Below are 12,110 nucleotides of genomic sequence, written 5' to 3' on the forward strand. Positions count from 1 at the left end.
CGCAGCCCGCGCAGGGCGACGGGGCGTTCGAGGGGCGGGCCGGTGTAGCGGGCGGCCTCGTCGGAGTGCAGCCACAGCCGCAGTTCGGGGTCGAGCTTGTGCCCCTTCCCCTCCTTCTCCCACGCGGCGGCCGTGTCGCGTACGGCGGTCAGCAGCAGGGGGATGCGGGGCAGCCGGGAGGAGCGGCGGCCGGTCCCCCGCACGCTTCCCGACTCGGCCGCGCGCAGTTCCCGTATGCCCTCGGCGAAGGCCTCACGGGCCAGCTCCGCGGCGGCGCTCGATCCGGCCGTGCACAGATCGGCGTAGGAGAGGACCGCGTCCCAGCATTCGGAGAACAGGGCGGCCTCGGAGGCGTCCTGGGGGCTCGGCAGGTCGGGCATGAGACTCCTGCGTCCACGAGCGAGGTCAACTCGTCATACCGGCGGGCCAAGTTGCAGGGAACCTCGCGGCAGTGGACGAGAGCTTCGCACGTCTGCGACGGGACTGACAAGCGCCGTCTTCACTTCACGTGGCGGCCCGGCGACCCCCCGCAGGGGTCACCTGGGCCGTTGCCGTGGAAGTGGCGCCTCCGGGGGAGCTGTCGGCGACCCCGGAGGCGCCCGCGCTCAGACCGTCTCCGCGGCCTCCGCCGGCTCGGTGGCGGGCAAGCTGTCCATGAACGAGCTCACCGAGAACACCGCGCGGCCCGGGCCGGGCGGGCCGTAGCCGGGGGGTGAGGAGAGGCCGAAGTCCTCCATCGTCTGGCGGTACGCCTGGAGCAGGCGGATGTGGTACTCCAGCGGGGCGCCGTCGGGGTTGGTCTTGCCGAGCGGGGTGGTGGGCTCCGGGCACCAGGTGGTGAAGCGGGGCGTGATGCCCTTCGACATGAAGAAGCGCAGGCCCTCCGTGGTGGACGCGATCGCCTCGTCGACGGTCTTGAAGCCGAACGGCTCGGCCATCTCCACGCCCGCCACGAAGTTGGGGATCACGTTGCGCGCGCCGAAGATCTCGGCGGAGTCGAGGATGCGGCGGTGCCACTCGTCGCGGCCGACGTAGCGCTCCTTGCCGGGGCAGTACATCTTGAACAGGTACTCGTCCCACACCTCGTAGTTGGGATGGTAGATCTGCACGCCGTAGTCCTTGAAGCGCTGCACGTCGTCCTTGGGCAGCGCCTGGGCGACGACCTTGCCGATCCAGCGGCCGGGGAAGCGCTCCTCGATGGCCTTGGCGTAGTGGCCGTAGAAGTCGGCCTCGTCACGGCCGGAGACGGTCTTGGTGATGGCTCCGCCGGTGAGGGTGTAGGCGGTGGACGCCTTCGCCGTGTCGTACTTGTCGATGATCTCGAGGGCCTCGAGGACCTCCTCGACGTCCTTCACGCCGGTGTAGGGCCGGCCGGCCGCCTTGTGCTGGCGCCAGTTGTGATTGATGTCGCAGTACTGGCACTCCTCCTTGGCGCCGAAGTACTGGCAGACGCGGAACACCGTCAGATAGATCAGGTAGCCCCACTGGATGGTGGGGGCGACCTCCATCACCGACTTCCCGTTGGACAGCTTGTGGCGGTAGTACTCCGGCATCGGCGGCACGCCGACGTCGGAGATCCGCCTGCCGTCCAGGTAGAGGCCGAGCATGCCGTGCTCGTCGGCGGCGACCCGGTACGGGGACGCCGGGTTCACCCGGACGGACACGACCGTGCGGCGCAGGTCGTACGGTCCCCCGGTGAGGATGATCTCCTCCGGCGGGCGGCGCAGCGCGGCCTCGCCCAGCTCCGGCAGGGTGCCGTGGTCGAAGGAGAAGATGAAGTACGACTTCGGTTTGACCTCGCCGCCCTCGTTGTCGCTGAGCGCGGAGGGGTCGAAGGCCACGCCGCCGCGCAGCAGGTCCTCCTTGAAGACGGCCTCGCGTGGAACGTGCGGGAACCGCTCCATCAGATCCTCGACCAGCGCGGTACGGCTGCCCATCGCGTGTTCTCCTCCCGGTGCCGACGTACGACTCCTCACGGTATGCCTCCGGCCGGACATCCGGAGCGCCGGGTCCCCCCACCGGGCGCGGATCACTCCCGGGGTAGGTTCCGTCGGGGCCCTGCCACGGGTCCTCGGGGCCCTGTCACGGGTCCGCGTGCGGGAAGGACGAGGAATGACCGAGAGCGTGACCAACTGGGCGGGCAACATCACCTACGCGGCCGAGGAGCTGCACCGGCCGCGCAGCGTGGAGGCGCTGCGCGCACTGGTCGCCGACTCCTCCCGGGTGCGGGTGCTGGGCAGCGGCCACTCCTTCAACGACATCGCCGACGCCGGCGCGGACGGTGTCCTGCTGTCCCTGGCCGCGCTGCCCCCGGTGATCGAGGTGGACGCCGAGGCGCGCACGGTGCGGGTCGGCGGCGGGGTGCGGTACGCGGAGCTGGCCCGCGAGGTGCACCGGCACGGGCTGGCGCTGGCGAACATGGCGTCCCTCCCGCACATCTCGGTCGCCGGGTCGGTCGCCACCGGCACGCACGGCTCGGGCGTCGGCAACGGCCCGCTGTCGTCCTCGGTGCGCGCGGTGGAGCTGGTCACGGCGGACGGCTCGGCGGTCACCCTCGGGCGCGGCGACGAGCGGTTCGGGGGCGCGGTCACCGCGCTGGGCGCGCTCGGCGTGGTCACGGCGCTCACCCTGGACCTGGAGCCGGCGTACGAGGTGGAGCAGCGGGTGTTCACCGAGCTGCCGCTCGACGTGCTGGACGCGGGCACGTTCGACGCGGTGATGTCGGCGGCGTACAGCGTGAGCCTGTTCACCGACTGGCGGGAGCCCGGCTTCCGGCAGGTGTGGGTGAAGCACCGCACCGACCGGCCGCGCACGGACTTCCCGTGGGCGGCGCCCGCGACGGAGAAGATGCACCCGGTGCCGGGGATGCCCGGGGTGAACTGCACCGAGCAGTTCGGCGTGCCGGGCCCGTGGCACGAGCGGCTGCCGCACTTCCGGGCCGACTTCACGCCGAGCAGCGGAGCGGAGCTCCAGTCGGAGTACCTGCTGCCCCGGGAGACGGCCGTGGACGCGCTGCATGCCCTGGACGGCATCCGCGGGACGGTCGCGCCGGTGCTCCAGACCTGCGAGGTGCGTACGGTGGCCGCCGAGGAGCAGTGGCTCGGCCCCGCGTACGGCCGTGACACGGTGGCCCTGCACTTCACCTGGGTCGAGGACACGGGGACCGTGCTGCCGGTGGTGGGGCGCGTGGAGGAGGCGCTCGCGCCGTTCGCGCCGCGCCCGCACTGGGGCAAGGTCTTCACCACCCCGCCGGCCGAGCTGCACGGCCGCTACCCGCGCCTGCACGACTTCCGCGCCCTGGTCCGCGAGCTGGACCCGGAGGGCGTGTTCGGCAACGCGTTCGTGCGGGGGGTGCTGGTCGGCTGAGGGCGCGGGGCCTGTCGGGCCCCGCACGCCTCGGTCCGGCTCAGTGGTCCGCGCAGCACGGCGTCGGGTTCGGCGCCTCGAACGGCACCAGCGTGTCCCCCAGGGCCGGCGTGGCGGCGAGGACCAGCGCCCCGCCCTCCCACTGCGGCCGTACATGGTCCCGCGTCACCATGCGGGTGTCCGGCTCCGGCGGCAGCGGCGATCCCAGCACCGTCACCCGGTCGATCGCGGAGCGCTCCAGCAGCTCCCCGACCGTCAGGGTGCCCGTGAGCCGGGACGCGCCCGGGTAGAGCACGGCGCGCCCCGACGGGTCCGGCAGTCCCTCCGACACGGTGCCGTACTCCCCCGCCGCGAGCCGCTCCCGCACGGTGTCCAGGAGCGGCGCGGAGGGCAGGGACAGCGACACCACGACCCTCGGGCGGGCGTCCCGCACCAGGTGGGTGCAGCCGACGGTGTTGCCGGGCAGGGCCAGCCGGCCGGCCAGCGCGTGCAGCAGATGGTCCGCCGCCCGCAGGTCCCGCGCGCCCGCGTCCACGGTGAGGGCGTGCACCGTCATGACGGGAGCACCCACACGGGGTTGGAGTAGAACCACAGGTCGCGCCACGGGTCGGCGTCGCCCACGACGTCCAGCGCGGGACCGGCCGGGTCGACCTTGGCGCCCATGACGCCGACGGCGGACCGGTTGCCGTCGGTGCCGCGCAGCCGCAGGTACACCGGACGGTCGACCCGCCCCAGGTCGAACGTGAGCCGCACGCTGCCCGTGGACCTCTTGATCTCGTACGACCGTACGACGGCCGCCGTGGGCGCGGTGAACGTGTCCCGGTCGGGGACCGGGCCGGTGACATCGCCCTGGATGACGTCGACGCGGGCCAGTTCGGGCGTGAACCCGGCCCAGTTGGGGCCGCCGGCGAGCGCCACGTCGGCGGTCAGCGTGACCTTGGCGCCCTTGCGGACGTGCAGGGCGCCGCCGAGGGTGGCCCAGCGGCCGCCGCCGGAGACGCGGACGTCGAGACCGGACAGAAGCTGCCCGTGGTCGACCCAGATGCGGCCGGCGCGGATGCCGTCCATGACGGCGGCGTAGGAGAAGCCGTCGGCGCCGACATGGGTGCGGCTGTACTGGCCGGGCCAGAAGTCGCCCTGCTTGGTGTCGATCTTCCCCGCGTAGACGGGGTCGCCGTAGCGGCCGTCGGCGGCGAAGTCGCCGGCGCCCCGGGCCGCGGTGTCGGCGTACACCTGGTGGGAGTCGGAGTTGGCGGTGATCCACCAGGGGCGGCCCTCGGCGAGGAGGCTGTCCCACAGGCCGCCGACGGTGGCGGTCATCCAGTCGAAGCCGCCCCAGGTGCGGTAGCTCTCCAGCGGGTAGCCGGGGAAGGAGTTCGCGCCGGGGCTGCCGTCGTAGATGCCGCGGGCGCCGCCCGGGCCGAGCGGGGCGGGCAGTCCGGCGGCCTGGTGGCCGGGGGCGCCCTCGAAGCCGACGGCGATCTGCCGGCCGGTGCCGGTGGCGTCGCGCCAGGCGCGGATCTCGTGCGGGGAGTCGATGCCCTTGCGGGACGGGTGGTTGGCGAGCATCAGCGCGTCCTCGACCTTGCGGCGCCTGACCTGCTCGGCGAGGAACTGCAGACCGGCCACGGCGAGGGCCTCGTTGGCGGGGGTGGAGTCGCCCGCGCCCTTCACGCTGCCGTCGTAGTCGTTCTCGAACTGCTTGAGGACGGCCACCTCGTTGCGCCCGGGGTGGACGAACACGGTGCCGTGCTCGGCGGCCGGGATGTTCCACTCCAGGCCCTGGAAGACGAGGGTGTCCTTGTGCGCGGCGCGCGCCTGCTTGATGTCCGGGTTGACCTTCTCGACGCCGATCCTGGCGTGCGTGGTGCTGCCGTGGTCGGTGATGACCAGCCAGTCCATGCCGTTCCTGGCGCCCTGGCGCACCTGGTCGATGACGCGGTACTTGCCGTCGCTGCTGTACTGCGTGTGGATGTGGTGGTCGCCCGCGAGCCACAGGAAGCCCTTGGCGGGGCCTCTGCCGCCGGTTCCGCGGTCGCCCGCGGCGGGCGCGGTGGGCGCGGTGGGCGCCGCCGTGGCCGCGCTGCCGGACAGGACGGTGCCGGCGGCGAGGCCCGCGCCGAGGAGTCCGGTGCGGCGCAGCAGCGCGCGGCGGGACGCCTGTTCGGGGTTCAGTGCCTCGTCGGGCACGGAGGTGTCGAAGGCGGCGGGCAGAGGGGCGGTCGAGCCGTGCCCGTGGTCGTGGTCGTGACCGTGGTGGTGATGCGGTCCGTGTGCGTGTCCGTGGCCCATGGGTGGAGGATCAGGGGGGCGCGTGAACCGGGGGCGTCCTCAGGGTGACCGGTGCATGCCACCGGTTCGACGGCTGCGGGGCGCCGGGGCCCCGGGACGCGAGCGGCCACGGATCAGCAGCAGGCGAGCGGCCTCCTGCCGGCGTCGGCTACATTCACGTGTCCCGAACCCCGTCCGCCCGACCGCCGGAGGCCCGCATACCCCGCGCCGGACTCACCGCCGACCGCCTCGTCGCGGCCGCCGCCGACCTCGCCGACGAGGCCGGCTACGAGAACGTCACCCTGTCCGCGCTGGCCCGGCGTTTCCACGTCAAGGACGCGAGTCTGTACGCGCATGTGCGCGGGCTGCGGGACCTGCGTACCCGGATGGCGCTGCTGGCGGGCGGCGAGATGATCGACCGGATCGCGGCGGCGGTCGAGGGGCGCACGGGGAAGGACGCGCTGGCCGCGTTCGCCGGCGCGTACCGGGGCTACGCCCTCGGCCACCCGGGGCGGTACGCCGCCACGCAGATCCGCCTGGACGAGGCCACGGTGACGGACGCCCCGGCGCTGCGCCGCACCACCGAGGTGATCAACGGCCTGCTCCGCGCGTACGGCCTGGAGGAGCCCGATCTGACGGACGCGGTACGCCTGCTGCGCAGCTCCTTCCACGGCTACTGCGCCCTGGAGTCCGCCGGCGCGTTCGGCGCCCCGCGCGACCTCGGGGCGTCGTGGGACCGGATGATCGACGCGCTGCACCTGACCTTGGAGAACTGGCCGCGCAGAGCGGCGGACCGGCCCACCGAGGGTGTCAGCGGACGAGATCCTGCACCTCCCGGTACGACGGCACCGTCCCCTCCCCCGCCGGCCGCCCCTCCCGCACCGCGAGCACCGCGTCCAGCGCCGCGCCGAGGGCCCGCCGGTACGGCAGCGAACCGAGACTGACGCGCCGCACGCCGAGGCGGGCAAGGTGGGCGAGGGACGGACCGTCCGGTGTGTACAGGACGTTGAGGGGACAGCCGTCCAGGGCGCGTACCAGGCCGGCGATCGCGTCGGGGTCGGCGAGACCGGGCACGAACACACCGTCCGCGCCCGCGTCCCGGTAGGCCAGCACGCGCTCCCTCGTCCCCTCACCGTCCCCGAGCCAGTACGTGTCCGTCCGGGCGTTGACGAAGAGGCCGGGCACAGCGGCGCGTACGGCGCGGATCTTCGCCGCGTGCAGGTCGGCCGGGCCCAGACCGTCCTCGAGGTTGACGCCGACCGCGCCGCGCGCCCGCAAGTCCGCCGCGAAGGCGGCCACGTCGCCGGGGTCGTCGCTGAAGCCGTCCTCCGCGTCGACGGAGAGCAGACACGGCAGCGTCCCGAGGGCGCCGGCGAGACGCAGGGTCTCCTCACGGGTGGCCCGGGCACCGTCGGGCAGCCCCGCCGCCGCGGCGACGCCCAGGCTGGTGGTGCCGACGGCGGGGAAGCCGTGGGCGTGGAGGAGGGCCGCGGAGGCGTGGTCCCAGGCGTTGGGGAGCAGCAGCGGGCGGTCCTGGCGGTGGAGGGCGGCGAAGGTGTCCGCGGGGCGGGCGGCGGAGGCGTCGGTCATGGGGGCCACGCTAGGCCCGGGACGCTTCGGCGCTCGCCGAACCGTGGGGTGCGCGCCGCTCACTCGGGTGCGAACGCGTGCATCTCGTCCTCCCCCTCCGGCCGCACCACCCCGTACGAGCTCTCCGGGACCTCGTTCCAGGCGCCGGGCAGGTCACCGAGAGGCTCGGAGACGATCAGGCGGGCGTCGTCCGCGATGTCACGCAGGAACGCCACGTCCGGGTGGAGGGATTTCAGCGTCTCGACGCGGGAGCTGTAGAAGAGGGACCGCGACTGCCGCTGGGTGGAGTAGCGGAACGCCCACAGCCGCACGCCGTCGGTCACGGCGACCGTCATCTGGAGGGCGTGCGCGACCCCGTGCTGCCGGCCAGTGCGCTCGACCAGGCCGGCCATGCGGGCGACGGCGCCGCGCGGGTCGTCCTCCAGGCCGAAGGTGAGCGCCAGGTAGAACATCATCTCGGAGTCCGTGGACCCCTCGATGTGCGGGAAGAGGTCCGGGCGGACGGCCAGGGCGAGGTCGCGCCGCAGCAGCGGGAAGCCCTCGATCGCCCCGTTGTGCATCCACATCCAGCGCCCGTACCGGAACGGGTGGCAGTTGGTCTGCTGCACCGCCGTGCCGGTCGAGGCGCGTATGTGGGCGAAGAACAGCGGGGAGACGACATGCCCGGCGATCTCCCGCAGATTGCGGTCGCTCCAGGCCGGGCCGATGTCCCTGACCACGGCGGGGCTGTCCTTGTCGGGCATGTACCAGCCGATCCCGAAGCCGTCGCCGTTGGTGGTCTCCACGCCCATCCGGGCGTGGAGACTCTGGTCGATCAGGGAGTGGACGGGCCGGTAGAGGAGGTTCTCGAGCAGGATCGGCGTGCCCGAATAGGCGAGCCAACGGCACATGTCCACCGCCTTCCCGTTCGGAACGGGCGCCGCGTCCGCCTCCGGGTACCCAGCGCGCCGGAGGGGACTCGTCCCGCGTCACGCACGGAGGCCGTCGCGCGTCAGGCGCGGGAGCGGCCGGCCACGCACAGCGCCCAGATGACGAACCCGGAGAAGGCGATCATCACGACGGACCAGACGGGGTAGTACGGCAGGGACAGGAAGTTCGCGATGACGACGAGCCCGGCGATCACCACGCCGGAGACGCGGGCCCACAGGGCGCCCCGGCCGAGACCGAGGCCGACGAGCACCGCGATCGCGCCGAGCACGAGGTGGGTCCAGCCCCAGGCCGTCAGGTCGAACTTGAAGACGTAGTTCTGCGTCGTGACGAAGACGTCGTCCTCGGCGATGCCCATGATCCCGCGGAAGATGTCCAGCACCCCCACGAGCATCAGGGTGACGGCGGCGAAGACGGTCAGGCCGCCCGCCCACTCGCGCTTCGCCGACGGCGCGTGCGCGCCGTGTGTCGGATGTGTGGCTGTCATCGCTGTGCCTCTGTTCCGTGTCGTGTCCGCGCCGTGGCGGACGGAGTTCCCCGCGCCGGCGCAGGGTGCCCGGTCACTCGCGGGGTCCGTGGCCGCTCAGGACCAGCTCCTTGGCCCTGCGGAACTCGTCGTCCGAGATGTCCCCGCGTGCCTTGATCTCGGAGAGCCGGGCCAGTTCGTCCACGCTGCTGGTTCCCTCCCCGGTCCCCTTCGCCGTCTGACGGATGTAGCTGTCGAGTGCTTCCTGCTGGGCGCGTGCCTGGGCCAGCTCCCGGCTGCCCATGTTCCTGCCGCGGGCGATCACGTAGACGAAGACGCCCAGGAAGGGCAGGACGATCGTGAAGACCAGCCAGCCGGTCTTCCCCCAGCCGCCGAGGGAGTCGTCGCGGACGATGTCGACGACCACCCGGAAGAGCAGGATGAACCACATGATCCACAGGAAGAACACCAGCATCGTCAGCAGCGCGCTGAGCAGCGGGTAGTCGTACGCGAGATACGTCATGCCGGTCATCTCCTTTTCGCTCGCGGGCCTTCCGTGCCCGCCCGCGGCCGGCCGTCGCGCCGTGCCCGTCCCAGCGTGTTCCGTCGGCGTCCCGGTCGCCTCACCCGGCGCGGGTGATCCGCCGGGCGGGCGCGCCGGGTGGGATGGACGGCGTGGAGTGAGGGTCCGTGAAGGAGATCCGTGAGTGAGGCGGGAGGACGGCGATGGCGGTACCGGACACGTTCGACGCCTTCCGCTCCCCGGCCGAGCGGGCGTCGTACGGCAGGCGGGCGCGCGGGCGTGCGCCCCGCTCGGCGCACGCCGGGTTCTCGTCGGCGCCCGGCCGGCCGGACCCGGTGGGCGTGCTGGAACGGCAGTCGGCGACCCGGCTGCCGGAACTGATACCGGTCCGCTACGGCCGGATGCTGGAGTCACCGTTCCGCTTCTACCGGGGCGCCGCCGCGATCATGGCGGCGGATCTCGCCCCGCTGCCGGACACCGGCCTGACCGTGCAGCTGTGCGGCGACGCGCACCTACTGAACTTCCGGCTGCTGGCCTCCCCGGAACGGCATCTCGTCTTCGACATCAACGACTTCGACGAGACCCACACCGGCCCCTTCGAATGGGACGTCAAGCGGCTGGCGGCCAGCTTCGCCGTCGCCGGGCGGGAGAACGGCTTCTCCGTGGCGGAGCAGAGCGACGCGGTGCGCGCCTGCGTCGCCGCGTACCGGCTGCGGATGCGGGAGTTCGCCGGGATGCGCGCGCTGGACGTCTGGTACGCGCAGGACGACGCCGACCGGCTGCGCGAGCTGGCGGCGTCCTCCCTGACCGCCGAGGCCCGCCGGCGCACCGCCGAGGCGACGCGGAAGGCGCGTACCCGCACCCACCTCCAGGCGTACGCGAAGCTCACCCGTGCCACGCCGCAGGGCCGGCGCATCGCCGCGGACCCGCCGCTGATCACCCCGCTGCGGGACCTGCTGGACGGCGCCTCGGCCGAGGAGAAGGGGCTGCGCGCGGTGCTGGACGGGTACACCCGGTCGCTGGAGTCGGACCGCCGCCACCTGCTGAGCCGGTACCGCCTGGTCGACGTGGCCCGCAAGGTGGTCGGCGTGGGCAGTGTCGGCACCCGCTGCTGGATCGTGCTGCTGCTCGGCCGGGACGACGACGATCCGCTGCTGCTCCAGGCCAAGGAGGCGCAGGAGTCGGTGCTCGCCCCGTACACGGACGGCGCGGAGCCGGACAACCAGGGCCGGCGGGTCGTGGAGGGCCAGCGGCTCATCCAGACGACCAGCGACATCCTGCTCGGCTGGACCCACGCCACCGGTCTCGACGGCAGGCCCCGCGACTTCTACGTACGGCAGCTGCGCGACTGGAAGGGCATCGCCCGGCCCGACACCATGGACCCCGGTCTGCTGCTCCAGTTCGCCCGGCTGTGCGGGGCGAGCCTGGCGCGGGCCCACGCGCGGTCCGGCGACCCCGTCGCGATCGCCGCCTACCTGGGGCGCGGCGACCGCTTCGACCGGGCGCTCGTCGCGTTCGCGCAGGACTACGCCGACCGCAACGAACGAGACTTCACTGCGCTGGGCGAGGCGGTGCAATCCGGCCGGGTGCGGGCGGAAGGGAATCCCTGACCCGCGCGTCCCGGCCACGGGCTCACAGCGGCACCTGGCGCAGCTCCAGGATCCGCAGGCCGAGGGACTGGCAGCGGGCCAGCAGCCCGTAGAGGTGCGCCTCGTCGACGACCTGCCCGAACAGCAGGGTCTGCCCGGACATCGTGACGTGGTCGAGCTCCGGGAACATCCGGATGAGCGGTTCCGACAGCTGCCCCTCGACGCGGATCTCGTAGCGCATGAGCCGCTCCCCGGGTGGCACCTGAACCGCGCGGACCGCGCCCGCGCCCTTCCGATGGTCGGGCTCCGGGCGGCGGCGCGGCTCACCCCGGGGAGGTGAGGTGGGAGGGGCGGCGGCGCGGGGCGCGCTCAGTGCTTCAGCCACAGCTTGCTCGCCAGGATCACCAGCCCCAGGACGAGATTGACCAGCGCCGACAGCACCAGCAGCCGCACGGGCGCGCCCGCCTGCCGCGCCGCGGCCACGGACCAGCCCACCTGTCCCGTCACGGCGACGGACAGCGCGAACCACTGGCCGCCCTGCACGTCGAGCCCCAGCACGGGCCCGACGGCCACGGCCAGCGCCGGCGGCACCGCGGCCTTGACGATCGTCCACTCCTCCCGGCACACCCGCAGGACGACGGCACGGTCCGGCGGTCGCTGCGCCAGCCGCGCCCCGAACAGGTGGGCGTGCACATGGGCGATCCAGAACACCACGCCGGTGAGCAGGAGAAGGAGCATGAGCTCCAGCCGGGGGAAGGACCCGAGCGTGCCGGCGCCGACGATGACGGAGGCGGCGAGCATGGATCCGTAGACACCGCCGGTGTAGTCGGCGTGCGGATGGCGGGGAGCGGACGCGCCGTCCACCCCCGCCTCGGGGCGTCGCGGGGGACGCGGCGCGTGCGTCTCGTCCGCCGTTCCGGCGGGGGTGCGCGCCCTGGGCGACGCGGAGGCGCCAGCGGGCGCCCACGGTGCCGGGGTTCCGGCGGAACGGGGCGAGCGTGTCTCGTCCGCCGGCCTCGCCAGGTCCCGAGTGGGGGCCTCGTCCGGCGCTCCCGGGTGACCCGNNNTGCCGCTCGCCGACCTCGTCGGGCTCCGCCGGGGGCGGCCCCGTGACCACGGGGTCCGTCGGGGCGTCATGGAGTCGCGCCTGCTCACAGCAGGTCCAGTTCGCGGGCGCGGCGTACCGCCTCGTTGCGGCGGCCGACCGACAGTTTGCGGTAGGCGTTCTTGAGGTGGGTCTTGACCGTGTTCACCGAGACGTACAGGTCGGCGGCGATCTCCTCCGTGGACATCGCCTGGGCCAGCCGCCGCAGTACGTCCCGCTCGCGTCCGCTCAGCTCCTCGACGGGCGGGGGCGGGCTCGTGGTCGCCCGGGGCG

At 73.4% G+C, this 12,110-nt stretch carries 12 protein-coding genes and 2 pseudogenes; 3 read left to right on the forward strand and 11 right to left on the reverse strand.

Translation table 11 applies throughout. From position 1 onward, the window contains the following. Together CCN29_RS16860 and CCN29_RS16865 are read right to left on the reverse strand one after the other, a co-directional pair. Positions 1-380: pseudogene (locus CCN29_RS16860) on the reverse strand (cellulose-binding protein); the annotation flags it as partial. A 225-nt stretch (positions 381-605) separates the two neighbouring features. After that, complete coding sequence (locus tag CCN29_RS16865) at positions 606-1,937, reverse strand: radical SAM protein (RefSeq protein WP_006136571.1); 1,332 nt, start codon at positions 1,935-1,937, stop codon at positions 606-608. 175 nt (positions 1,938-2,112) lie between these two features. Between CCN29_RS16865 and CCN29_RS16870 the strand changes: the two genes are divergently transcribed. Continuing rightward, positions 2,113-3,366 carry an FAD-binding protein gene (locus tag CCN29_RS16870; protein ID WP_086682851.1) on the forward strand — a complete coding sequence of 418 codons (1,254 nt, stop codon included), beginning with the start codon at positions 2,113-2,115 and terminating at the stop codon, positions 3,364-3,366. Positions 3,367-3,406: 40 nt separating this feature from the next. Here the strand turns inward: CCN29_RS16870 and CCN29_RS16875 are convergent, their stop codons facing one another. Continuing rightward, positions 3,407-3,922, reverse strand: coding sequence for a hypothetical protein (locus CCN29_RS16875; protein WP_031020451.1), 516 nt, complete (start codon positions 3,920-3,922; stop codon positions 3,407-3,409). After that, positions 3,919-5,658: a PHP domain-containing protein gene (locus tag CCN29_RS16880; protein ID WP_086682854.1), complete on the reverse strand. Its 1,740-nt coding sequence runs from the start codon at positions 5,656-5,658 to the stop codon at positions 3,919-3,921. Before CCN29_RS16880 ends, CCN29_RS16875 begins: the two co-directional genes overlap by 4 nt. 197 nt (positions 5,659-5,855) lie before the next feature. Between CCN29_RS16880 and CCN29_RS16885 the strand changes: the two are divergent. Continuing rightward, positions 5,856-6,419, forward strand: a pseudogene (locus CCN29_RS16885) (TetR/AcrR family transcriptional regulator); the annotation flags it as partial. A 28-nt stretch (positions 6,420-6,447) separates the two neighbouring features. Here CCN29_RS16885 and CCN29_RS16890 read toward each other — a convergent pair. The 4 genes from CCN29_RS16890 to CCN29_RS16905 form a co-directional block, all read right to left on the reverse strand. Then, complete coding sequence (locus CCN29_RS16890) at positions 6,448-7,227, reverse strand: isocitrate lyase/PEP mutase family protein (RefSeq protein WP_006136566.1); 780 nt, start codon at positions 7,225-7,227, stop codon at positions 6,448-6,450. A 59-nt stretch (positions 7,228-7,286) separates the two neighbouring features. Beyond that, positions 7,287-8,117 carry a class II glutamine amidotransferase gene (locus tag CCN29_RS16895; protein ID WP_031020443.1) on the reverse strand — a complete coding sequence of 277 codons (831 nt, stop codon included), beginning with the start codon at positions 8,115-8,117 and terminating at the stop codon, positions 7,287-7,289. A gap of 101 nt (positions 8,118-8,218) precedes the next feature. Continuing rightward, entirely contained in the window at positions 8,219-8,641 is a 423-nt protein-coding gene (locus CCN29_RS16900; protein WP_086682857.1) for a DUF7144 family membrane protein, read from the reverse strand. 73 nt (positions 8,642-8,714) lie between these two features. Continuing rightward, the gene (locus CCN29_RS16905; protein ID WP_006136563.1) at positions 8,715-9,152 is read right to left on the reverse strand and encodes an SHOCT domain-containing protein; all 438 of its coding nucleotides are present in this window, start codon (positions 9,150-9,152) and stop codon (positions 8,715-8,717) included. Between the two features lie 194 nt (positions 9,153-9,346). Here CCN29_RS16905 and CCN29_RS16910 point away from each other — a divergent pair, with 194 nt between their 5' ends. Further along, positions 9,347-10,753 (forward strand): DUF2252 domain-containing protein, encoded by a 1,407-nt coding sequence (locus tag CCN29_RS16910; protein WP_006136562.1) that lies wholly within the window; start codon positions 9,347-9,349, stop codon positions 10,751-10,753. 22 nt (positions 10,754-10,775) lie between these two features. Here CCN29_RS16910 and CCN29_RS16915 read toward each other — a convergent pair whose 3' ends face one another. The 3 genes from CCN29_RS16915 to CCN29_RS16925 all read right to left on the reverse strand — a co-directional run. Next, entirely contained in the window at positions 10,776-10,973 is a 198-nt protein-coding gene (locus CCN29_RS16915; RefSeq protein WP_006136561.1) for a DUF8691 family protein, read from the reverse strand. 128 nt (positions 10,974-11,101) lie between these two features. After that, on the reverse strand, positions 11,102-11,596 hold the full coding sequence (locus CCN29_RS16920; protein ID WP_006136560.1) for a hypothetical protein: 495 nt from the start codon (positions 11,594-11,596) through the stop codon (positions 11,102-11,104). A gap of 287 nt (positions 11,597-11,883) precedes the next feature. After that, a partial coding sequence (locus tag CCN29_RS16925; protein WP_107481709.1) for a response regulator transcription factor occupies positions 11,884-12,110 on the reverse strand: 227 nt, incomplete at its 5' end.

This window comes from Streptomyces pseudogriseolus (assembly GCA_002154585.1).
GTDB lineage: Bacteria > Actinomycetota > Actinomycetes > Streptomycetales > Streptomycetaceae > Streptomyces > Streptomyces pseudogriseolus.

Bases quoted from the DNA above. Each gene is read 5' to 3' on its own strand.
- CCN29_RS16900 (WP_086682857.1), bottom strand. From the start codon at position 8,641: ATGACAGCCACACATCCGACACACGGCGCGCACGCGCCGTCGGCGAAG.
- CCN29_RS16915 (WP_006136561.1), bottom strand. From the start codon at position 10,973: ATGCGCTACGAGATCCGCGTCGAGGGGCAGCTGTCGGAACCGCTCATC.
- CCN29_RS16875 (WP_031020451.1), bottom strand. From the start codon at position 3,922: ATGACGGTGCACGCCCTCACCGTGGACGCGGGCGCGCGGGACCTGCGG.
- CCN29_RS16880 (WP_086682854.1), bottom strand. From the start codon at position 5,658: ATGGGCCACGGACACGCACACGGACCGCATCACCACCACGGTCACGAC.
- CCN29_RS16905 (WP_006136563.1), bottom strand. From the start codon at position 9,152: ATGACCGGCATGACGTATCTCGCGTACGACTACCCGCTGCTCAGCGCG.
- CCN29_RS16890 (WP_006136566.1), bottom strand. From the start codon at position 7,227: ATGACCGACGCCTCCGCCGCCCGCCCCGCGGACACCTTCGCCGCCCTC.
- CCN29_RS16910 (WP_006136562.1), top strand. From the start codon at position 9,347: ATGGCGGTACCGGACACGTTCGACGCCTTCCGCTCCCCGGCCGAGCGG.
- CCN29_RS16895 (WP_031020443.1), bottom strand. From the start codon at position 8,117: ATGTGCCGTTGGCTCGCCTATTCGGGCACGCCGATCCTGCTCGAGAAC.
- CCN29_RS16870 (WP_086682851.1), top strand. From the start codon at position 2,113: ATGACCGAGAGCGTGACCAACTGGGCGGGCAACATCACCTACGCGGCC.
- CCN29_RS16865 (WP_006136571.1), bottom strand. From the start codon at position 1,937: ATGGGCAGCCGTACCGCGCTGGTCGAGGATCTGATGGAGCGGTTCCCG.